The following is a 21,495-nucleotide window of genomic DNA, read 5'->3' as shown; positions in this document are numbered from 1 at the left end:
GGGTTGAAGCTGCTGCCAAAAGCATCATCTTAGGGGCAACCTCCGAGGAATCGCGCGACATGCACAACAACTCCCCCGAACAGATGCCGGATCAACTTCCGATCCTGTCCAATCCGGCACCGGACGTGAAAACCCGTGGCAAGCTGGAAGGCGGCATCAAGTTCCGGCTGGAAACAGAATTCGAACCCGCCGGTGACCAGCCGACGGCGATCCGTGAGCTTAAAGCGGGCATATTGAACGGCGACCGTGATCAAGTCCTCCTCGGGGCCACAGGTACCGGTAAAACCTTTACGATGGCTAAACTCATCGAGGAAACCAACCGCCCCGCGATCATCCTTGCCCCGAACAAGACCCTCGCGGCGCAGCTCTATGGCGAGTTCAAAGGCTTCTTCCCCGACAACGCCGTGGAATATTTTGTCAGCTACTACGACTACTACCAGCCCGAGGCCTATGTCGCCCGCTCGGATACCTTCATCGAGAAGGAATCCCAGATCAACGAGCAAATCGACCGCATGCGCCACTCCGCCACTCGCGCCCTTCTGGAACGTGACGATGTGATCATCGTCGCCTCGGTTTCGTGCATCTACGGCATCGGCTCGGTGGAGACCTATGGTGCCATGACCCAAGACCTGCATGTCGGCCAGGAATATGACCAGCGCAAGGTCATGGCCGACCTGATCGCGCAGGCCTACAAGCGCAACGACCAAGCCTTCCAGCGCGGTACCTTCCGCGTGCGCGGCGATAGCCTAGAGGTCTGGCCCGCCCACCTCGATGATCGCGCATGGCGGCTGTCCTTCTTCGGCGAGGAGCTGGAAACCATTGCCGAATTCGACCCGCTCACCGGCACCAAAACCGACAATTTCGACCGCGTCCGCATCTACGCGAACTCCCATTACGTGACTCCCCGCCCCACGATGCAGCAGGCCATCAAGGGCATCAAAAAAGAGCTGGCGCTGCGCCTGCCGCAACTGACGGGCGAGGGCAAACTGCTCGAAGCCCAGCGGCTGGAACAACGCGTCAACTTCGACCTCGAAATGCTGGAAGCCACAGGCGTGTGCAACGGCATCGAAAACTACTCCCGCTACCTCACAGGCCGCGCACCGGGCGAGCCGCCCCCCACCCTGTTCGAGTTCATCCCCGACAACGCCATTGTGTTCGCCGACGAGAGCCACGTCTCCGTCCCGCAAATCGGCGGCATGTACAAAGGTGACTACCGACGCAAATTCACGCTGGCGGAACACGGCTTCCGCCTGCCGTCTTGTATGGACAACCGCCCGCTGAAGTTCGAGGAATGGGACGCCATGCGCCCGCAATCCGTCTTCGTCTCTGCCACCCCCGCCGCGTGGGAGATCGAGCAATCCGGCGGCGTCTTCGTCGAGCAGGTGATCCGCCCCACCGGCCTTCTGGATCCGATGATCGAAATCCGTCCCGTCGAGACCCAAGTCGATGATGTCATGGATGAAATCCGCCGCGTCACCGCCAAGGGCATGCGCACGCTCGTCACCACCTTGACCAAACGCATGGCCGAGGACCTCACCGAGTTCCTGCATGAAAACGGCATCAAGGTCCGCTACATGCACTCCGACATCGACACGATCGAGCGGATCGAAATCCTGCGCGACCTGCGCCTTGGCGCCTTCGACGTGCTGATCGGCATCAACCTGTTGCGCGAGGGGCTCGACATCCCCGAATGTGGCCTCGTCGCCATTCTGGACGCCGACAAGGAGGGCTTCCTGCGCTCCGAGACCTCCCTCATCCAGACCATCGGCCGCGCCGCGCGCAACGCCGACGGCCGCGTCATCATGTATGCCGACCGTATCACCGGCAGCATGGAGCGCGCGATGGGCGAAACCGACCGCCGCCGCGCCAAGCAGATCGCCTATAACGAAAAGCACAACATCACGCCTGCCACGGTGAAGAAGAACGTCGAGGACATCCTCGCCGGTCTCTACAAAGGCGACGTCGACATGAACCGCGTCACCGCCACCATCGACGCGCCTTTGGCCGGCGCCAACTTGCAAGCCGTCCTCGACGGCCTGCGCACCGACATGCGCAAGGCCGCCGAGAACCTGGAGTTCGAAGAGGCCGCGCGTTTACGTGACGAGGTAAAGCGGCTGGAGACCGTCGATCTGGTGATCTCCGACGACCCACTGGCGCGACAGTATGCGGTGGAGAAGGCCGTGGCAGACGGTCAGAAAATGAGCGGACGGTCTACGGCTGGCAGGCCGGGGCAACGGGGCGGCGTTAAGGGGCGGGGGCGGAAATAAAATTGACCTATGAAGACCTGGATGTTGAGGCACTTTACAGCGAACTCGCGAAATTTAAACAAAGGGAAGATTCACTTGTTCACGCCGCATTCAATGCACCATTAAAAAACTCGAGGGCTAGAAACTTCCTTGAACAAGGATTTCTTAGGCGACTGAAACTAATTTCACTGGCCACACAACAAGTATTCGAAATCCTGCCACCTGAGACCCGAAAGATTCCCACTCGCGATATTCTCGGCCTAGTTACTATTCAGATTCATGCTCAGATATTTAATACGTTTGGGGCGCTTGACTGTTGGGCGCATGTTTGGGCGACAGAGCTGGGAGTCCAAAACAAGAAAGGAAAGCCTCTTCTCCCCTCCCGAGTTGGGATTGGAAAAAAATATAGTGAGCTTAGGCAGAGCCTTCCGAAGCGCTTAGACTCACTACTATGCGAGCGTGACGATTGGCTCACTAGGTTCTCTGACTTAAGACATGCGCTGGCCCACCAAATACCGCCCTATATCCCACCCTACATGGTGGACCCCTCGAATGAAGAGAAATACAATGAGTTGAATTTTCGTTGGTATAACTCTCTGAATCCCGGCGAACGAGAACAAATTGACGCTGAGATAATCGAGCTGGCACATTTCAAAGCTTTTTTGATTTACGATCTAAACAAGTCTCCACCAATTGGATTTCACGCCCAATTAATCTCAGACTTTCTTACTCTTGAAGAAATCTCACTTTCTTTTGTGACCTCATTGTACGAGAACGCCAAACACACACAGTAAGACTTAGCGAATGCAGGGTGCGTGATGTCAGATATCAACCCCTAAAAACCTCACAAAGGCGAGGTCTTTTAGAACGACGTACTCAATTGCACTGGACGTGCAACTTATTTCCCCCTCTCAAAACCCCTCAACAACGTCATACATCACCGGCTCGAAGCTCTTGCACAGCCCGCTGATCACGCGGTTGCGTTTGCGCATCTCGTCGGTCCTCAGCATCCCAATCCCCTCACACATTCCTCACGCGCCGTGAGCGGCCAAATCGGCTACACTCCCAGACATATTAACAAGTCCTTTTGTCAGCCCACGGGGGTGCCCCGATGCTCAATATTACACTTGGATACGGATTTTGCCTGCTCACCGCGCTGATCGTCATCACCGGTGATTACCTGCTGAAAGTCGCCGCGGACGGTGACATGGCTCTCAACTCGCGCCACGTCATTGCGGGCGGCCTGCTCTATGCCAGTTCGGCCATCATGTGGTACTTCGCCATGCGCTATATGACCTTGGCGCAGGCGGGTGTGGTGTTCTCCATGCTTACCCTGCTGGCACTGTGCCTGATCGGATACTACGCCTTCGGGGAGCGGTTCTACCTGCGCGAATATGCCGGTGTCGGCTGTGCCTTGGCTGCTATGGTCCTACTGGTGCGTGTCACCTGAGAAGGCACAGCGCCGCGCCGTCAAAACCCCTCGACCACCTCATACATCACCGGCTCGAAGCTCTTGCACAGCCCGCTGATCACGCGGTTGCGCTTACGCATCTCGTCGGTGCGCAGCATCGCTTGAAAATCCTCGCGCCGCGCCCATTGGGAGTAGTTCGCGATCCGCGTCTGCGCGTCGTTCACATGCAACGCCGCCGAGATGAACCCCTCCTGCTTCGAGATAAATTCCGCATAGGCAGTCGTCAGCTCGTCCAGCAAATCCTGACACGTCCCCGGCGTCATTTCGAAGGTGGTGATCACCGTCTGGCATTGCGTTTGTTTTGAGATTTCAGTCATTGAAGGACCCTCCTGTGGTTAACTCTAACATATCAATTTCCAGATGGGAGCGGTGCATTTAACGAAACCGCAACCCGAATCCGCCCAGCCTTGGCCTATGACAGACCGCACAACAGACCCTTTGGCCCTGCGCCACGGCCCGCTGATCGCCCAAATCTGGGGCCAGATCGCGGAAGCTCGCAACGCAGCACGCCAAAGCCCGACCCAAGACCGCGCCACCTTCTGGCTGCGCCGCATCCGCCATCTGCGACGGCAGGTTCTGACGGCCCACAAGCTGGAAATGACGCGCCACGACGCGTCCACGCCCGCCATCGACGGCTGGTTCCAGCCCGTGACCTCAACGCTGGACCGCGCGGAGGCCCATTTCGCGGCGCATCTCGCGGCCACAGCGCTGGCCCAAAACCAAAAAACCGCCGCAGCCAGATGACTGCGACGGCCAATTTGCAAAACCCAACGCGCCCTAGCGCACCACATGCACCGCGCATTGCGCATACCGCACAACACGGGCCGCCGTGCCGCCCAGAAAGTAATCCTGCACGCCGGGTTTATGCGACGACACGATAATGCAGTCGTTGCCATGGGTGTCGGCCCATTCCAGAATGGTCCTTGCAGAGTGACCCGTAACCACCATGGCCTCCCCGCCGGGAACCATCGCGGCGATCTCGTTCAGGCGCGCCTTCACATCTTCGCGGCTTTTCTCGATGAAATCGCCGGACACATAGCGTGTCGCGTAGCTCGGCAGCTCCTCGATAACGTGCAATATGGTCACCCGCGCATCATCGGCTGCGATGGCCTTGGCCACTTCAAGGGCCGCATCGGGGGTATGCTCGGGATCGAACACCACGGGAACTAGAATTCTGGAATACATAAGAAGCTCTCCTTTTGTTGTCCCGTTCCTACACTTAGTCAAAGCCCGCGCGCCTTGATCCACGTCAAGCAAGGACGTCAGGGCTGCGGCCAGCCGGTACGCCGACTGGCCACGCCTATTCTAGTACGGATTATCAACCCGTGCAGTGACGTTGACCTTTCCCTTCACCGCGCTTGGCCAGATAATATCGACGGAACCGCCGCCAGCCCCTTCCTCGGGGTCGGTATAATGGGTCACAAACTGCTTCACATTATTGGCGTTGCGCAGCGCGCCCACCGGCGTCACATCCGTCACGTTGCGCGCCCGCCCGCCAAACGGCAGCCAGTCCGAGAAGTCGCAACGCCAGGTCTCGACAGGGCTACTTTCGCTAAAGGACAGCATCACCGGGCTTTGCGTCCACTGGTTGATCGCGTGATAACTGTTGTCGGACCAATTGATGTTGCGGAACCGCCCGGTATCCAGCGACGCCACGCTGTCATCCACCTTGTCCACCCGACCGATATTGCCGTTGGTGACCTTGAAGGTATTGCCAGACACATTCAGCCCGTTGATGAAATGGCCGCTTCCATATGGCTTGATAACGATGAAACGGAAGTAGGACGCAGCCCCGATTGCGGTGAAGATATTGCCGACAATCGACAACGCCCCAAAGCTCAGCTCGCTGGAAAAGTCCGGCAAAGCGTCATGCTCGTTGTTCCATTCTATGTAGTTGTTGTCGCTGTAATTCCCGTTAATCACGATCTTCGACGACGGCTTCGTCAGGATCAGCCCCGCCACGCGCGGGGCGCCGTTCAGGTTGTCACCGTGGAACCAATGATTGCCCAACAACATATGACCGGACCCGTGAATGACCGCGAAGGCCCCCATCCGAATGCACCTGTTGTCGCGAATTTTGGCGTCATTCGCGTTGATGTTGAAGCCGATAGACGTCCGTGCAGTCGCCGCCAGCGATTGCTCGTTCGAGATGAACTGGCAGCGGTCGATCATCATGCCCTGACATGCCAAGCCAATAGACGTCACCGCGCGGTCCAACGGCTGGTTAAAGAAGCAGTCACGCAGGTGCCAGATCAACCCCGCAGGTGGCAGCATCACGCAGCTGGCCACGCCATCCGCCTTCAGATCGACATCCGCGATGTTGAACTGCGACAGCTTCTGGAACCCGCTGAAGTCCAACATGTAGCGGAAGCGCTTGAAGCTATAGGATTGCGTCCCCACCGCATCATAAAGCTGCTGGCTAAGGGTCAATGTCTGGGCACCGACATTTTTGCTGGTCACGTAGACCTCGCGCCCGACACCATTGCCGCTGACCAGACTGCCGATCTCGATATTGGCGACATTAGTTACGTTGCTCAGCCGGTAGGGCTGGGAGGTCGAATAGGTGCCGCTCGACGTCGCCGTACCCGTGGTCCAGGCCGGATCGCTGATCGCGTCAAGCTGGCCATTGCGGATCACCCGCCGCGATGTGAATGACGACACATCAGGCACCGCCGCACGCATATCCACCGGCCCCCGCAACCCGATGGAGCGTCCGCACAGGTCAAGACTGTCATGGCTCGACTGCTTCAAAAGCGCCTGAAACGCCTTGCGAAACGCCAGTTCTTCATCCCCGAAGGCCGCAGCATAATGGTCGAAATCGAAATTTTGCGACAGCGCCAGATACTTGTCGGCGGGCATCGTCACCGTGCCTTGGAACCGGACGCGGTTGTCGAAGGTCACATTGTCCGCCAAGTGGAAAACCCCGTCAGAAACCAGCACCTCGCGCCCGTCGGCAGCCGCGTCAGCTGCCTCGAACGCGGCGGTGTTATCCGTGGTTCCGTCGCCCACAGCGCCAAAGTCTTTAACATCGACCCAGTCCATCATGGTGCGCAGGAAGGCCCCCGTGACATCCTCGATCTGCACATCATCAATGCGAACGACACCGCCATTGGGGCCAGTCAAATCAATGCCGAAATGCCCGTAAAGCGCGTCACGCCCCCAGCTGAGGTCAACACCATTGCGCGCACCACCGCCAACAATCGCGGTGACTTCGACCACATTCCCGTAACTTGTCAGGGCCACGCTCGGCCCTTGCGTCTGCACACCACTGATCGCAGCACCGCCCGCACCACCGGCAAAGGCACCGACCCGCACCGTTGGCAGGTTGCCGGATATCGCCTTGATCCGCACCTTGATCTGTAAGTAGCAGCCCGGCAGCAATGGCGTCTCGCCCATGTAGCGCAGGCGCTGCGTGTTCTCGGTTTTCAGAACCTCAAGACAGCCACCGAAATCCTGATCCGCAGGCACAAAGGCCGCCGTGGCATAGCCGTCATAGGTCGCGGTTCCCGGCGTCCCGTCACCGCGAGACCACACGTCCAGACCGTTTGCAAATGGGGGCGGCGTCAACACCAGCCCGTCAGTAATCGCCTTGTTCATCGGTAGCCCTTTTCAACTTGGTTGGAGCGGGCGTGTCGACGAATAGGCGCGCAAGGCACAGACCAAGCGCCCCTTTGGCAGGGGGTATTAAATTTGCTCTGAATAGGAAGTGTCGGACACGCCGTCCTGACGGGGGCGGTTTAACTCTGAACAGTTAAGGCTGGCTTAAAAAGCACCGTGCGCAGGTCGGGCAATCACGCACCAACGGGGGGTGCGACAAGGTATTGCACGCCGTCGATCACCCAGCCCTGCGCGGTCTGCATCATGTTGTATTCCAGCACATGCGGTGCGCCGTTCTTGTCCACGAACAACACCTTCTGGAACAGCAATTCGCCTTGGCGGCGCAGCTCCAGAAACCTCACTTCGGACGGTGCCCACACCATCGGGTAGCCGTTCTGCACCATCGTGCCAAACCGCTCCGGCGTGCCGAATAACCGCTTCAAATTTGGGGAGGCGTAGGAAAATGCCGTCGCAGTGTCTTCCGCCAAGAAGGCATCCACTTGGCTTTGTATGGTGTTCTCGATGCCTGCCGACGGCTCTTCGGCCAGTGCCGAACTCGCCACAAACACCGCCGCTACTATCGCAAACAAAATCCGCATCGCATTCTCCTTGTACCTATCAAGGTAGATGCGACGCGGGTTTAGTCAAATCACACGACTGTCAGCTTACCAGCTTGCCAGCCAACGCATCATCAATCAGCGCAATGGTTTCATCCACGCCATACAGCGCGATGAACCCGCCAAAACGTGGCCCTTGGGACGCTCCAAGCAGCACTTCATACAGCGCCTTGAACCAGTCGCGCAGCGGATCAAACCGCTCGCGACCGCACGCAAACACCACCGATTGCAACGCCTCCGCGTCCAAACCGCCATCCCAGTCCGACAACTGGCCACGCAAATCCAGCAGCGCCTCGCGCTCCAGATCGCTGGGCAGGCGGAACACTTTGTTCGGCTTCACGAAGTCGTTGTAATATCGCACGGCATACCCCGCCGCCTGATCCAGATCGCCATGCGTCTCGGGCGTCGCATCCGGCGCATAGCGTTGAATGAAGCCCCAAAGCTGGCCCTTCTCCTCGGCATTCGCGACCGAGGCCAAGTTCAGCAACATCGAGAACGGCACGACCATCTTCGACACAGGCACATCCGCGCCATGAATGTGGAACACGGGGTTATTCGCCCGCGCCACCGCATCCTGATCCACATAGGCCCGCAACTGCTGGTGATACTCGTCCATCGCTTTCGGGATCACATCAAAATGCATCCGCTTCGCCGTCTTCGGCTTTGCGTACATGAAATAGGACAGCGATTCCGAGGACGCATAGGTCAGCCATTCATCAATCGACACGCCATTGCCGGACGATTTTGAGATTTTGTGGCCATCGGCATCCAGAAACAGCTCATACGTGAAATGCTCCGGCTTGCGCCCACCCAGAATTTCGCAAATCCGGTCATAAATCGGCGTGTTGGTCGAGTGGTCCTTGCCATACATCTCGAAATCCACGTCCAGCGCGGCCCAGCGCGCGCCGAAATCCGGCTTCCATTGCAGCTTCACGTTGCCACCGGTCACGGGCAGCGTCCACTCGCGGCCATCCTCGTCGTCAAACGTGATCTCACCCTTCTCGGCATCCACATTCTTCATCGGCACATACATGACGCGTCCGGTTTCAGGATGGATCGGCAGGAAAATCGAATAGGTCCCCTGACGCTCTTCGCGCAGGGATTTCAGCATCACTTTCATGATGTCGTCGTATTTCTCGCAGGCACGCAGCAGCACCTCGTCGAACTGGCCCGACGCGTAAAATTCCGTGGCCGAGATAAACTCGTATTCAAACCCGAACGTATCAAGGAACCGGCGCAGCATGGCGTTGTTGTGGTGGCCAAAGCTCTCGAATTCGCCAAACGGGTCCGGCACTTTCGTCAGCGGCATCTGCAAATATTGCGTCAGTTGCTCGGGGTTCGGCACATTCCCCGGCACTTTGCGCATCCCGTCCACATCGTCCGAAAAGCAGATCAGCCGCGTCGGAATATCCGAGATCACCTCGAACGCGCGGCGGATCATCGTCGTCCGCGCAACCTCGCCAAACGTACCGATATGCGGCAAGCCAGACGGACCGTAGCCAGTCTCGAACAGCACATACCCCTTCTCCGGCGCGCCCTTTTCATAGCGTTTGAGCAACGTGCGCGCCTCCACAAAGGGCCAGGCTTTCGAGGTCATTCCAGCGTCACGCATATCCGTCATCGGAGCACATCCAGTTTTATCGCACGGCACACCATATGCCGCAGCAGTGTCGCTACCTATTGTGTGCTATGGCTCAGGTCAATATTCTGCGCTGCAACAATACAATTGGCCGGAGGCCGCGATGACACTCGACACAGCAAACCTGACCCCTCAAGACGCCCTCGTCGCCATGATGATTGCGGTCTCCATGTCCGACGAGAACGTCCGCACGTCAGAACTGGTCGCCATCCAGCAAGCGGTGAACTATTTGCCGATATTTGCCGGCTATGATGTCGATCGCATCAAAGAAATCTCGCAGATTACAACCGAGCTTTTTGAAGAAGAAGAAGGGCTCGATGCCCTGTTCGGTATGGTCCGCGCAGCATTGCCTGAACATCTCTACGAAACGGCCTACGCCTTCGCATGCGACGTCGCAGCCGCCGACGGGGCGTTGTACCAACCCGAACTCCGTCTCTTGGAAGAAATCCGCTACGAGCTGAAAATCGACCGCCTCCACGCGGCGGCAATTGAACGCGGGTCGCGGGCGCGGCACCTGAAAGGCTAGGTTCCGTGCAGCGCGGCCCAACGGTTGATCAACTGCGCCTGTAGTTTCTTCGCCCGCCCGTTCCATGACCGCGACCCGCGCGGCGCTTCCCGTTCCGACTTTTTCAACGCCCTGCGGCGCGGCACATCCGCCATGAAAATCGCGAACGCCAGATCGCGCCCATCGGGCGTGCGCACATATCCGGCCAGCGCGCTGACAAAGTTCAACGTCCCCGTCTTCGCGACCACCTTGGTCGGGCTGTTCTGGACAACTTTGTTGTTCTCATCGCGCACCGCAATCGGCTTCAGAATGGACCGGAGTTCGCCCTTCGCACCCGCACCCACAAGCGCTTTGACCATTTCCTGAGCACTGATCTGCGACGCATCCCCAAGGCCGGAGTGGTCAACAAACTTTGCCTTCCTCACCCCGTGCTTGGTTTTCAGCCAATCCGTCATCGCACGTGCGGACGCTCTCAGGCTTCCCGCCCCGCTCGATTGCAACCCCAGCACTTCCGCGGTCAGGTTCGTTGAAAACCTCAACATGTCCCGGGCAATCACCCGCACGTCTTGGCTCAGATGCTCGACCAGCACCGTTCCGCGCGGCGCGGTAGAGGCCCGTACAGGAAACGGCAGTTTTATCCCATGCGAGCGCGCAACCGTTTGCAACACATCGCCTGCGTAAATCTCGGGGCGACGCACCGGAAGCCAGCGCCCGCCGCCTTTGCCCAGCGCCTTGCTGGCGACGCTCCAATTGTCGCGCCCGCCGCTGCCCGAGTATTTGAAAATCGGCAAACTCCGCGCCTCGACCGTCGTTTTCGCAAACCCGACACCGGGCCGGATCTTGTCGGACCGCGCGTCCATCGTGACGGCATACCCGCCCCCGTTTCGCTTCCATTCCAGATAGACGCGGTTGAAATTCAGGTTCAGCCCCGCCACGGCAGGGTTATACCCCACATGGTCCGGCTGGTCGGCGTCAATGCGGTCGATCACGGACGCCCCGCCATATACACGCAGCTTACCTTTGACCGAGGTCACGCCCGCGGTCTTCAACCTGCCCGCCATTTTGAACAGATCGTCCGTGCTCAGCGTCGGGTCACCGCCGCCTCTCAACACCAAATCTCCGGCCAATGCGCCTTTCTGCACCGGCCCGGTTGCGATCAGCTGCGTCTTGAACCGTTTGCCGCTGCCCAATCGGTCCAGCGCAAACAGGGTCGTGATTGCCTTCGCCACGCTGGCAGGCGGCTGTCCGGCAAGCGGGTTATGCGCTTCCAAAACCTGCCCCGTTCGCGCGTCGGCCACAACAAAGCTGACCTTGCCGCCCAGTTTGGCGTCCGAGATCAGCGCCTCAACGCCTTTGACCGCACGCTTGACCGCGTCAGACGGCTTGCGCACCGGACGCAACGAAACAGTCGGAGCGCCCGCCAGCGCCGCGTCAGCCACACCGAACATCAAGAACCCCAAAACGGTACGTCGACCAAATCTTGCCACGGCAGCGCCCTCCTCGTCCTAAACTTAATCGCCTATGCGGATGATGGTGGCAAGCGCCGTTGCGCCCTGTTACGCAGCTGTGATGGAGCGTTCAATTCTTTTAGCAGTCACCATTATGTCGGTGGGCATGTTGCTGATCCCCTTGGGGGATACGGCTGGAAAATTGATGACCTCGTCTGGCATCGCGCCGTTCTTCGTGGCGTGGACCCGCTACCTGATCGGGCTAGCTGTGCTGCTCCCCTTTGCCATGCACAAAGACGCCGTTCGGCTGCTGTCAAACTGGCGCATCTGGTTGCGCAGCGCCATTCAGGTGGTCACGATCACCACAATCCTCACCGCCCTGCAAACAGAGCCGATTGCCAACGTCTTCGCCGCCTTCTTCCTTGGCCCCATGGTCAGCTACATCCTGTCCGTCACGCTCCTGAAAGAGCAGGCCAGCGCCATGCGGATCATCCTGCTGGCCATCGGGCTTGGCGGGGTGATGCTTGTGGTGAAGCCCGGCTTCGGCATGACCCCCGGCCTTGCTTGGGCGGCGTTTTCAGGCTGTTGCTACGGCATGTTCCTGACCGCCTCCCGTTGGGTTTCCCCACTGGGCAAGCCCGTGCATCTGTTGATCACACAGCTTTTCATCGGGGCGCTGTTGCTGACCCCGCTGGGTCTGCTGAACCTCCCGCCGATCACGCCAACGCTTTCGGGCCTCGTGGTATGGTCCGCCATCGCGTCGATGCTTGGAAATCTGCTGCTGGTGTTCGCCTATGCCCGTGCCGGCGCGTCGGTGCTGGCGCCTTTCGTCTATGTCCAGCTGGTCGGTGCCACGGCCTATGGCTGGCTGGTGTTTGACAACTGGCCCGACGGCCTGTCCGCGCTTGGTCTCGTGGTAATTTTCGTATCGGGCTTCGCCACGCTGTTTCTCAGGAAATCCAAGCCCCGGACGCTCTGATCGCGCTCGAAGACGCATCGCTTAGCGGCAGGTTGATGTAGCACCAACGCGGGGCCGGGCCCCTCGCCAGAAGCTGCGACGCCACACCCGGTAACTGGTCATTTGCATACCGCTGCGCCGCGACGGATCGGCGGGCCGAAATCCGGTCTCCCGGGCGCGCCAGAACGCCCACCGGCACGTTCTCCATAATCCAGTCCCAGTCCTGCCAGCGGTGAAAGCTTGCAAGGTTGTCCGCCCCCATCAGCCACACGAAATTCACCCTCGGGTATCGGTCTTGCAGGGCTTTGAGGGTTTGTGCGGTATACCGCGTCCCGAGTTTCGTCTCCAGATCGGTGACCTTCACTCTGGGATGCTGCATCACCTTGCGCGCCCGCATCAGCCGCGCGCCCAGCGGGGCAGGCCCGCGCTCTTTCAACGGGTTACCCGGCGTGACAAGCCACCAGACAAAATCCAGATCGAACCGCTTCAACGCTTCACGCGTGATATGCGCATGCCCCGAATGCGCAGGATCAAACGATCCGCCCAGCAAGCCAACAGTTTGCCCCGCTTGCGCCACAGGCCAGCCCGCCCTCATGGGATCAGTCGGTTTCAGAGGATTTTGCCCAAAGGTTGATCTCCTCCTCAGACGAAATGCGGTCAATCTCCGCCAACTCATCCGCGGTGAACTCAAGATTGGCCACCGCCCCCGCGCAATCCTCGATCTGGCTCGGCTTCGACGCGCCAATCAGCGCGGTCGTCACCCGCCCGCCACGCAACACCCAAGCCAGCGCCATCTGCGCCAAGGTCTGCCCACGGGCCTCCGCCAGATCATTCAACGCACGAACGCTCGCCAAAGACCGCTCGTTAATCATGCCATCCAGCAACGATTTGCCTTGCGTGGCGCGGCTTCCTTCGGGAATGCCGCCCAGATATTTCTTCGTCAGAATTCCCTGCGCCAAAGGCGTAAACGCGATCGACCCAATACCCAGATCATCCAAAGTATCCAGCAACCCGTCATGCTCCACCCAACGGTTCAGCAAGTTATACGACGGCTGGTGGATCAGCATCGGCGTGCCAAGGTCTTTCAGGATCGCCACGGCCTCACGGGTTCGCTGCGAGTTATACGATGAAATCCCCACATACAGCGCGCGCCCGGACCGCACGATATAATCCAGCGCGCCCATGGTCTCCTCCAAAGGCGTAGCGGGATCAAAGCGGTGCGAGTAGAAAATATCGATGTAGTCCAACCCCAGCCGCTTCAACGACTGGTCACAGGACGCCACCAGATACTTCCGGCTGCCCCATTCGCCATATGGCCCCGGCCACATGTCGTAACCCGCCTTGCTGGAGACAATCAGCTCGTCCCGATGCCCTGCAAAATCGGTCTGCAAAATCTCGCCAAACGCGCTCTCCGCACTTCCCGGAGGCGGCCCATAGTTGTTCGCCAGATCAAAATGCGTGATCCCGTGATCAAACGCCGTCCGGCACAAACCACGCTTCACTTCATGCGGGGTATCCCCGCCAAAGTTGTGCCACAGCCCAAGGCTGATGGCAGGCAGTTTCACACCGGATTTCCCGCAGCGACGGTATACCATACGGTCATAACGGTCGTCGGCGGGGCGGTAGGTCACGGGGCGGGGCTTTGCGGGGCGGCTGGGTTTTGTCATGCCGCGCAATCTGCGCTGTATCCGACCCGCCGTCAAATCAAAGCGCTACGATTGCCCTTGGCCGCAAGCCCGACTAAACACGGCCCCAAAGCATTCTCATTCTAGTCCGGAGCTCATCCCATGGCAGCCAATCAATTCGTCTATTTTATGGACGGCGTCTCAAAGCAGTATCCCGGTGGCAAGAAGGTGTTCGAAAACATCCGTCTGAACTTCCTCCCCGGCGTCAAAATCGGCGTCGTCGGCGTCAACGGTTCCGGTAAGTCGTCGCTGATGCGCATCATGGCCGGCACCGACAAGGACTTCACCGGCGAGGCGTGGGCCGCCGAGGGCGCGCATGTGGGCTACCTGCCCCAAGAGCCCGCTTTGGACGAAACCCTTGACGTGCGCGGCAACGTGATGCTGGGCGTGAAGGCCAAGAAGGACATCCTCGACCGCTATAACGAACTGGCGATGAACTACTCCGACGAGACCGCCGACGAGATGGCCAAGCTGCAAGACGAAATCGACGCCCAGAACCTGTGGGATCTCGACGCGCAAGTCGACGTGTCCATGGAAGCCCTGCGCTGCCCACCCGACGACGCATCGGTCGACACCCTGTCCGGCGGTGAAAAACGCCGCGTGGCCTTGTGCAAGCTGCTGCTCGAAGCCCCTGACATGCTGCTCCTTGACGAGCCGACCAACCACCTTGACGCCGAAACCATCGCATGGCTGCAAAAGCACCTGATCGACTACAAAGGCACGATCCTGATCGTCACCCACGACCGTTACTTCCTCGATAGCATCACCGGCTGGATTCTCGAGCTCGACCGCGGCCGCGGCATTCCTTACGAGGGCAACTATTCCGCGTGGCTGGAGCAAAAGGCCAAACGGCTGGAGCGTGAGGCCAAGGACGACAAATCCAAGCAAAAGACGCTGGAAAAGGAACTCCAATGGATACGCGCCGGTGCCAAAGCCCGCCAAGCCAAGTCCAAGGCCCGCATCAACTCCTATAACGAAATGGCCAACCAGTCAGAGCGTGAAAAGCTCGGCAAAGCCCAGATCATCATTCCCAACGGCCCCCGCCTTGGCAACAAGGTGATCGAGGTCGAAAACCTCACCAAGGCATACGGCGACAAGCTGCTGGTCGAAGACCTCAGCTTCTCCCTGCCTGCGGGCGGGATCGTCGGCGTGATCGGCCCCAACGGCGCGGGTAAATCCACACTGTTCCGGATGCTCACGGGCCAGGAACAGCCCGATTCCGGCACTGTGACCTTTGGCGAGACCGTGCAGCTGTCCTATGTCGACCAGTCCCGCGACGCGCTGAAAGCCGACGCCAATGTCTGGGAAGAAATCTCCGACGGCGGGGAAATCATCCAGTTGGGCGACGCCCAGATGAACTCCCGCGCCTACTGCTCCGCCTTCAACTTCAAAGGCGGTGACCAGCAGAAAAAGGTGGGCCTGCTGTCTGGTGGTGAACGCAACCGAGTGCACATGGCGAAACTCCTCAAATCCGGCGGCAACGTGTTGCTGCTCGATGAACCTACGAACGATCTAGACGTGGAAACGTTAAGGGCGCTTGAAGATGCCATCGAAGATTTCGCCGGTTGCGCCGTCGTCATCTCCCACGACCGCTTCTTCCTCGACCGCCTCTGCACCCACATCCTCGCTTTTGAGGGCGAGGCCCATGTGGAATGGTTCGAGGGCAACTTCGAAGCCTACGAAGAAGACAAAATCCGCCGTTTGGGACCGGATGCCGTCGAGCCAAAGCGGGTGAAATATAAGAAATTTACGAGATAGGCAATTTCTGCTACCATCGTTTCCATTAGTTCTCAATATTAGTGGATTATTGGATGGATTTTATACCGGAGCTGGTCGCTACAGGATTTTTGGGATTCGCGGTAGCGATTATGTATCTTGCATATCGCCTTCTGACCGAACTTGTGACTGCGGAGAACCCTGGCACACCGGCCATTTTGAAACAGAGAACTCGAGCGATTATGATGTTTCTTGTCCTTTCAGCTTCAGTGCTGCTAATGGGAATTTTCTTCTCTTTTTTTGAACCTACAGATGAAATGAATATCTCGCTATCAATCCTATCTCAGTCAGAAGACATCCCCAACGGCGTTGAAATTGTGAGAACAGATGGGCGCGTCGAAATTTATGACCCAAAACGAAACAAGATTAAGATATTGAAAGGCAATCCACTTGTTATAAATCTGGCAAGGATAGAACAGCGGATAGAGCTACTAGAGCGTGATATTGAATTGCTGAGCAAAGCAAATATAGGCTTAGGGAAAACGGCCTCTACCTTGAAGGATATTGCTGTTGACAGCCCAATTGACAATCCGGAGGAAAGCTTTTGATTGTGAAAAATTTTTTCTTGTTACTTTTTCTCACTTCGATCTTCACTACTGAATCTTCATCACAGGTTCTATGCCCAGTTTCTGATAAAGAAGACCTTGATCAGAATTTTAATAGCTGGAGCTCCACACGTTCCCCCGCAACAATAAACGAGTATTTCGAGTCCGAGATCGAGGCCAGCGAAGATGATTCTTTTTGCCTTAGATATTCTTATGGAAGGCATCTAGTGCGACAGAGCCTCTACCTAGAAGCCCAAAAAGAACTGTTGGTTTCGATTAAACTTGCCACAAATAAAGAGTTGACGGGTGTTTCGCCTCATAATGTCCTTGGATTTACCTATTTGGCAGAAAAGAACTTTGATGCGGCGATCGTAGAATTTAAAAAAGCAAAAGATTTTGCAGATTTTGACCTTCGCAAGAGTTCTCTAAAAGTAAAAATTCTGAACAACCTTGGTTACACGTTGATGCAGCTAGGTCGCTACAATGAGGCAAGGGAATATCTTTTCGATGCGCAAACTTTGGGCAGTAGCAAGGCATCACGAAACCTAGCTGCTCTGGATTCTTTGGTTTCAACTCTAGAAAGTTCCGATCCAAATGAGCCAGGTGCGTTTGCAGCCGTGATAGCAAGCGCCGCTTCAAGATCAAGTGCGGTGAAGTTAACGAAAAAACTCGATACTCAAACCGGCTTTGACCATGAACCCTTATCGGTATTCAGAATGAAGAATGGCGTTTTTTCTGTTACTGTTGGCTCCTATCGAAGCTACTCTGCGGCAACCTCCGATCTGGAGCCATTCCTGAATGAGGGTTTCAGTGATGCTTATGTCGGATGGCTCGCGGAGTGGGAGCAGATAGATTTTTCAGAATGACGATAAGAAGAAACGAGAAACGGAAATTCTAGAACTGATGAAGCTAGCGGTGTCTACTGTCGCGGACTTCAAGGTTTGATCGTCTGGGTGGAGAGTTCTCTCCCCACCCTCAAACCTCCCCCTCCTCCGGCCCCTCCTCAATATCGTCCGGCACCGGACCGTTGTACTTGTCCAGCGATAGCTCCACATACGCGTGGAAGTCTTTCTCCATTTTCAGGTACTCCGCGATTTTGGTCTGTGCGTAGGTCGCCAGTATCCGGTTGATCCGCGCCTGATAGCCGTTGCCCCAAGCGCGGTAGAACTTCGCCACGCTGCGGTCGACGCGCAGGGTGATCTTCACCTTCGGCTCCTCCACATCAATGTCGTGCTCCAGCCGGTGCCACGCCTGCGGGACCACCTCGCGGACCAGATCGGTCAGATCATCATCCAGCCGCATCAGCTGCAGGTAGTGGTTCAACCTCTCCTTCGCGATACGCTGGGTCTTCGAGCGGGAACTCGGCGGGTACGACATGGCGGGCGGTCCTTTGGCTGTGCGGGTGGCCAGACCTACCGCGCCAGCCGTTAAATCCGCGCAAACCCAGCGCGCGCAGCTGCCCGACACATCGCCGACGCTTTGCCGACGGGGTGCAGACCCTCCGAAAAACGCAAAAAACGCTCAGGCGATCCTGAGCGTTTTCTGGGGGAAGGGACCGACAAGTCGGCCCTTGGCGGAGCGCGTTACGTGTAGCGAGCGACGCTCCTATCGCGGCTTACGCAGCGATGAACAGGTGATGCATGGGGTTTTGCGTTCTGCGAGACGAAAACATGATCCTATCAGCTTCCCGATCGGCGCACGGGAAGAGTGTTACGCGGTCCGAACCGGACTTGCGGATTTGAAGGGCGCGCAATGCAACAAGGCGGTTGTGGCGGGCTTTTTCGATGAGTGATACGGACATGGCAGTCTCCTGAAATTTGTTTGGCGGTGAAGAACTGATTACGCAACAATAAGGCGAAACGCGGCCATTTCTCGCAAGTAAGTTTCTCCTTACTGATTTGATTTGACACATAATTTCCACATTTTGCGCTTGTCGATAACACATTTCCGCCCGGTTCTCGGGCAACTTCGGCCATTTAAGGCAAAGACGTGTCAGAAAGTGCAAAATTTGGAAGCAAAAAATTTCAACAAAAAGTTTACCATTTGCGCTTACCGTCAGATTTCCTACCCAGAATCGCCTCTAATCGACACCTCACGACCCGGAATTTGACCGTCGAAACACAATCTCCATCCCGAAGATTTACCGAATAAGAAATCCATAGAGGAAATCGTTGGCGCCTTTGACCCACATCAATGCCCCGCTTTCGCTGCCACTCATACTCGCAACGAAGAAACTTGCTTAGGGAGCAGAACATGTCTCACACCCCACACGAACTCGCAGAAGAATTCCCCGACAAGGTCGCGCAGATGCACGACCTCAAGGAATCAGACGCCCACTTCCGCAAGCTGTTCGACGAGTACCACGAGGTAAACCGCGCCGTGCACCGCGCCGAGACCAATGTGGAGCCGACAGACGAGGCCCACGAGGCGACCTTGCGCAAGCAACGCATGGCTCTGAAGGATCAGATCGCCGCAATGCTGTAAACGGAAAGAGCTTTACTTGCAGGGCGAACTCTGCCAAATAGCGCCCTGCAACGTTTGCCTCTTTCGACCCACTGTCTTCCCTAATACGGCCGCCAGTCTATCGTCACAGACCAATCGAGCCGGGTTGCCGCATTCTGCGGGCAGCATAAATTAAGGAATAACACGATGGCTAATGGCACCGTGAAATGGTTTAACTCTACTAAAGGCTTCGGCTTCATCGCACCAGAAGGTGGCTCCAAGGACGTGTTCGTGCACATCTCCGCACTGGAACGCTCCGGCCTGTCCACTCTGGACGACAACCAAGCAGTTACTTTCGACGTTGAAGCAGGCCGTGACGGCCGCGAAAGCGCCGTGAACATCGCTCTGGCCTAAGCCACCGCGATAACGATTTGTAAGGGCGTGCGAGGGCAACCTCGCGCGCCCTTCTTCTTTGCCCGCTACTTTTTCTTCACAAACTCGGTCAGGATCACGATCCGCTGCCCCTCGACGCGGCCCTCTATATGACCGGCATTGTCCGCCACCAGCGAAATGCTCCGCACGGCAGTACCACGCTTGGCGGTAAACCCGCCGCCCTTCACCGGCAAATCCTTGATCAGCACCACATTGTCGCCCGCCACCAGCAGCGCGCCATTGGCATCGCGGTGCTCCAACGGCACGTCCGCCGCCCAAGCCGCCAGGTCATCATCAAGATAAACCATGTCCAAGGTTTCTTGCGCCCAAGACGCCTCAAGCTTGCGAAGCTGGCGCACGGCATGCACCTGGACGGCAGGAACCTCGGACCACACGGCGCTCTGAAGGCACCGCCAATGGCTGTCATCCGCATCCCCGGAGGCACAGGTCGCACATAGCGCAACAACGTCTTCGCGTGGCGTCACTGCCATGCCGACAGATGCCTCAGCACCGCAAAACTCACACGCCCCGTTGCTGCGCGCCATTACTGTCTCTGGTATCATCAAATGTTCCTATTTTGCTGAGACGTGATCTATCCTGAACAGGCGCGGAATACCATCGCGCCCACGGATGCAGTCGCGCATTGGCAGCACCGCCCCGATCCCCTAAAAGCCACCCATGTTGGAATTTGATCTGATCATCGTAGGCTCCGGCCCCGCAGGCTCTGCCGCCGCAACCTCTGCGGTGAAGGCAGGACTGTCGGTCGCCGTCATTGATAAGGCCAGGTTCCCGCGCGACAAGTTATGCGGCGGGTTGTTCACCGGACGCAGCGAAAAAGCGATGCGCGCGATATTTGGCCGCGAAATCAGTAACGATCTGTTTGTGACCACCAACCACATGCGGTTCCTGTCCAAAGGCCGCGTGCTGGCGGATATCCCCAATGCCCCGCCCGTCCACCTGACAATGCGCCGTGACTTCGACGCCATGCTCCATGCCGAGGCTATCGCCGCAGGGGCGACCCCCTATCTGGGCCAGCCGATCACAGAGCTTGGGGACAACACGCTCACGCTCAAGGATGGCACCACGCTCGGCTTCAAAGCGCTCATCGGAGCGGACGGGGTAAATTCCTTCGTGGCGCGCACGCTATTTGGCAGGCCCTTCAACCCTGACACCATCGGGTTCGGCCTAGAGATCGAGTCCCCCCGCACCACATCCCGCGACGACGCGGTCGAGGTGGATTTCGACGCCGCAAGCTGGGGCTACGGCTGGTCGTTCCCAAAGCGCAAAACCGTGACCGTCGGGGTCGGCGGGATCAATTCTCGCAATTACGATATGAAAGCCAACATGGCGACCTATGTCGACCAAACCGGCAGTGACGCAAGCCTTCGCTACAAGGGGCAGTACCTGCCCTTCGGTGACTACAAAAAGAAACCCGGTCGCGCGCATATCCTGCTGGCTGGCGACGCGGCGGGCTTGGTTGATCCGATCACGGGTGAAGGCATCGCTCTTGCCATGGAAAGCGGCCAACACGCTGCTGTCGCTGTGGCCAAGGCTCTGAAAGACGGGCAGCCCGAAGCCGCTTTGGGTCACTACATGAAACTGGTGAAACCCATTCAGAAGTCCCTTGATCAGGCGAAGATGTGGCGGATGATCATGTTCCCCAAGGCGACCGAGGGCTATTTCAGGAAAGCCTTCGAGCGGGGGAGTTCCCTGCAAATGAAGTATCTGGAGCTTCTGGCAGGGGAAGCGGAATACGCCGATCTGCGCGGTGCGCTGCTACGGCGTATTCCAAAGCTTGGTTGGCGGCTTCTCAAGCACCGCCTCGGGTTTAAAGGCCCGGCTTAGTCTTCCAGAACGAAAGTCACTTTCAAGATCACACGGTATTCAGAGATCTTGCCGTTCTTGACGGTGCATTTTTGGTCCTGAACCCAAGCACCTTCGACGTTTTTCAGCGTCTTGGACGCCCGCTCGACACCACTTTCGATGGCGTCTTCAAAGCTTTTTGTAGAGGACGAGATGATTTCGGTAACGCGTGCAACTGACATTTTGATTTCTCCGGTTTGAGTATGAACACCTACGCTACGCTGTTTCGACAAGAACTCAACTTGTGCCTGCGGGGAAAATCCGGTCACAT

Annotated in this window: 24 protein-coding genes and 1 pseudogene; 12 read left to right on the top strand and 13 right to left on the bottom strand. The window is 57.7% G+C overall.

Annotated elements, in window-relative coordinates:
* The first annotated feature begins 59 nt into the window (after window positions 1-59).
* Window positions 60-2,267 carry an excinuclease ABC subunit UvrB gene (gene uvrB, locus BUB72_RS14715; protein WP_073145486.1) on the top strand — a complete coding sequence of 736 codons (2,208 nt, stop codon included), beginning with the start codon at window positions 60-62 and terminating at the stop codon, window positions 2,265-2,267.
* A 2-nt stretch (window positions 2,268-2,269) separates the two neighbouring features.
* Entirely contained in the window at window positions 2,270-3,040 is a 771-nt protein-coding gene (locus tag BUB72_RS14710; RefSeq protein WP_073145269.1) for a hypothetical protein, read from the top strand.
* 117 nt (window positions 3,041-3,157) lie between these two features.
* Here the strand turns inward: BUB72_RS14710 and BUB72_RS14705 are convergent.
* A pseudogene (locus tag BUB72_RS14705) lies at window positions 3,158-3,256 on the bottom strand (antibiotic biosynthesis monooxygenase family protein); the annotation flags it as partial.
* Window positions 3,257-3,357: 101 nt separating this feature from the next.
* Here BUB72_RS14705 and BUB72_RS14700 point away from each other — a divergent pair.
* The gene (locus BUB72_RS14700) at window positions 3,358-3,696 is read left to right on the top strand and encodes a hypothetical protein (RefSeq protein WP_073145267.1); all 339 of its coding nucleotides are present in this window, start codon (window positions 3,358-3,360) and stop codon (window positions 3,694-3,696) included.
* A gap of 20 nt (window positions 3,697-3,716) precedes the next feature.
* On the opposite strand, the gene BUB72_RS14695 is transcribed toward BUB72_RS14700, so the two are convergent.
* Window positions 3,717-4,034 carry an antibiotic biosynthesis monooxygenase family protein gene (locus BUB72_RS14695; RefSeq protein ID WP_073145264.1) on the bottom strand — a complete coding sequence of 106 codons (318 nt, stop codon included), beginning with the start codon at window positions 4,032-4,034 and terminating at the stop codon, window positions 3,717-3,719.
* A 97-nt stretch (window positions 4,035-4,131) separates the two neighbouring features.
* Between BUB72_RS14695 and BUB72_RS14690 the strand changes: the two genes are divergently transcribed.
* Window positions 4,132-4,461 carry a hypothetical protein gene (locus BUB72_RS14690; RefSeq protein WP_073145262.1) on the top strand — a complete coding sequence of 110 codons (330 nt, stop codon included), beginning with the start codon at window positions 4,132-4,134 and terminating at the stop codon, window positions 4,459-4,461.
* A 33-nt stretch (window positions 4,462-4,494) separates the two neighbouring features.
* On the opposite strand, the gene BUB72_RS14685 is transcribed toward BUB72_RS14690, so the two are convergent.
* The 4 genes from BUB72_RS14685 to BUB72_RS14670 all read right to left on the bottom strand — a co-directional run bounded on the left by BUB72_RS14685 (window position 4,495) and on the right by BUB72_RS14670 (window position 9,552).
* Window positions 4,495-4,902, bottom strand: a complete 408-nt coding sequence (locus BUB72_RS14685; RefSeq protein WP_073145260.1) for a universal stress protein — start codon at window positions 4,900-4,902, stop codon at window positions 4,495-4,497.
* 120 nt (window positions 4,903-5,022) lie between these two features.
* Window positions 5,023-7,314 carry a glycosyl hydrolase family 28-related protein gene (locus BUB72_RS14680; protein ID WP_073145258.1) on the bottom strand — a complete coding sequence of 764 codons (2,292 nt, stop codon included), beginning with the start codon at window positions 7,312-7,314 and terminating at the stop codon, window positions 5,023-5,025.
* Between the two features lie 194 nt (window positions 7,315-7,508).
* Entirely contained in the window at window positions 7,509-7,913 is a 405-nt protein-coding gene (locus BUB72_RS14675) for a DUF4864 domain-containing protein (protein WP_073145256.1), read from the bottom strand.
* A 61-nt stretch (window positions 7,914-7,974) separates the two neighbouring features.
* Complete coding sequence (locus BUB72_RS14670) at window positions 7,975-9,552, bottom strand: lysine--tRNA ligase (protein ID WP_073145254.1); 1,578 nt, start codon at window positions 9,550-9,552, stop codon at window positions 7,975-7,977.
* A 121-nt stretch (window positions 9,553-9,673) separates the two neighbouring features.
* Between BUB72_RS14670 and BUB72_RS14665 the strand changes: the two genes are divergently transcribed.
* The gene (locus BUB72_RS14665) at window positions 9,674-10,096 is read left to right on the top strand and encodes a tellurite resistance TerB family protein (RefSeq protein ID WP_073145252.1); all 423 of its coding nucleotides are present in this window, start codon (window positions 9,674-9,676) and stop codon (window positions 10,094-10,096) included.
* Here BUB72_RS14665 and dacB read toward each other — a convergent pair.
* Window positions 10,093-11,562 (bottom strand): D-alanyl-D-alanine carboxypeptidase/D-alanyl-D-alanine endopeptidase, encoded by a 1,470-nt coding sequence (gene dacB, locus BUB72_RS14660; protein ID WP_342742168.1) that lies wholly within the window; start codon window positions 11,560-11,562, stop codon window positions 10,093-10,095. The two genes, BUB72_RS14665 and dacB, sit on opposite strands and share 4 nt — an antisense overlap.
* A gap of 82 nt (window positions 11,563-11,644) precedes the next feature.
* Between dacB and BUB72_RS14655 the strand changes: the two genes are divergently transcribed.
* Window positions 11,645-12,502 (top strand): DMT family transporter, encoded by an 858-nt coding sequence (locus BUB72_RS14655; protein ID WP_073145484.1) that lies wholly within the window; start codon window positions 11,645-11,647, stop codon window positions 12,500-12,502.
* Here the strand turns inward: BUB72_RS14655 and BUB72_RS14650 are convergent.
* The gene (locus BUB72_RS14650; protein WP_073145248.1) at window positions 12,474-13,076 is read right to left on the bottom strand and encodes a nicotinate-nucleotide adenylyltransferase; all 603 of its coding nucleotides are present in this window, start codon (window positions 13,074-13,076) and stop codon (window positions 12,474-12,476) included. The two genes, BUB72_RS14655 and BUB72_RS14650, sit on opposite strands and share 29 nt — an antisense overlap.
* A gap of 4 nt (window positions 13,077-13,080) precedes the next feature.
* Window positions 13,081-14,112: an L-glyceraldehyde 3-phosphate reductase gene (mgrA, locus tag BUB72_RS14645; protein ID WP_073145482.1), complete on the bottom strand. Its 1,032-nt coding sequence runs from the start codon at window positions 14,110-14,112 to the stop codon at window positions 13,081-13,083.
* A 156-nt stretch (window positions 14,113-14,268) separates the two neighbouring features.
* On the opposite strand from mgrA, the gene ettA reads away from it, so the two are divergent.
* Genes ettA through BUB72_RS14630 form a run of 3 tightly spaced genes read left to right on the top strand, consistent with a single transcriptional unit; the run spans window position 14,269 to window position 17,353 of the window.
* Window positions 14,269-15,924 carry an energy-dependent translational throttle protein EttA gene (gene ettA, locus BUB72_RS14640; RefSeq protein ID WP_073145246.1) on the top strand — a complete coding sequence of 552 codons (1,656 nt, stop codon included), beginning with the start codon at window positions 14,269-14,271 and terminating at the stop codon, window positions 15,922-15,924.
* 53 nt (window positions 15,925-15,977) lie between these two features.
* On the top strand, window positions 15,978-16,490 hold the full coding sequence (locus BUB72_RS14635) for a hypothetical protein (RefSeq protein WP_073145244.1): 513 nt from the start codon (window positions 15,978-15,980) through the stop codon (window positions 16,488-16,490).
* 2 nt (window positions 16,491-16,492) lie between these two features.
* The gene (locus BUB72_RS14630) at window positions 16,493-17,353 is read left to right on the top strand and encodes a tetratricopeptide repeat protein (protein ID WP_175549173.1); all 861 of its coding nucleotides are present in this window, start codon (window positions 16,493-16,495) and stop codon (window positions 17,351-17,353) included.
* Window positions 17,354-17,462: 109 nt separating this feature from the next.
* On the opposite strand, the gene BUB72_RS14625 is transcribed toward BUB72_RS14630, so the two are convergent.
* Entirely contained in the window at window positions 17,463-17,864 is a 402-nt protein-coding gene (locus BUB72_RS14625) for a BrnA antitoxin family protein (protein WP_073145241.1), read from the bottom strand.
* Window positions 17,865-18,102: 238 nt separating this feature from the next.
* Window positions 18,103-18,288, bottom strand: coding sequence for a hypothetical protein (locus BUB72_RS18655; RefSeq protein ID WP_139250694.1), 186 nt, complete (start codon window positions 18,286-18,288; stop codon window positions 18,103-18,105).
* Between the two features lie 452 nt (window positions 18,289-18,740).
* Here BUB72_RS18655 and BUB72_RS14615 point away from each other — a divergent pair, with 452 nt between their 5' ends.
* Together BUB72_RS14615 and BUB72_RS14610 are read left to right on the top strand one after the other, a co-directional pair.
* Window positions 18,741-18,971, top strand: coding sequence for an HP1242/YdcH family protein (locus tag BUB72_RS14615; RefSeq protein WP_073145237.1), 231 nt, complete (start codon window positions 18,741-18,743; stop codon window positions 18,969-18,971).
* A gap of 165 nt (window positions 18,972-19,136) precedes the next feature.
* Window positions 19,137-19,343, top strand: coding sequence for a cold-shock protein (locus BUB72_RS14610; RefSeq protein ID WP_021101227.1), 207 nt, complete (start codon window positions 19,137-19,139; stop codon window positions 19,341-19,343).
* Between the two features lie 65 nt (window positions 19,344-19,408).
* On the opposite strand, the gene BUB72_RS14605 is transcribed toward BUB72_RS14610, so the two are convergent.
* Complete coding sequence (locus BUB72_RS14605) at window positions 19,409-19,924, bottom strand: PhnA domain-containing protein (protein WP_083588685.1); 516 nt, start codon at window positions 19,922-19,924, stop codon at window positions 19,409-19,411.
* Between the two features lie 115 nt (window positions 19,925-20,039).
* Here BUB72_RS14605 and BUB72_RS14600 point away from each other — a divergent pair, with 115 nt between their 5' ends.
* Entirely contained in the window at window positions 20,040-21,206 is a 1,167-nt protein-coding gene (locus BUB72_RS14600; protein WP_073145233.1) for a geranylgeranyl reductase family protein, read from the top strand.
* Here the strand turns inward: BUB72_RS14600 and BUB72_RS14595 are convergent.
* Entirely contained in the window at window positions 21,203-21,406 is a 204-nt protein-coding gene (locus tag BUB72_RS14595) for a dodecin family protein (protein WP_073145481.1), read from the bottom strand. The two genes, BUB72_RS14600 and BUB72_RS14595, sit on opposite strands and share 4 nt — an antisense overlap.
* Window positions 21,407-21,495: the final 89 nt, after the last annotated feature.

The sequence above is a fragment of the Litoreibacter ascidiaceicola genome (assembly GCF_900129235.1).
Classification (GTDB): domain Bacteria; phylum Pseudomonadota; class Alphaproteobacteria; order Rhodobacterales; family Rhodobacteraceae; genus Litoreibacter; species Litoreibacter ascidiaceicola.
This window is presented reverse-complemented; position numbering and strand designations above follow the sequence as displayed.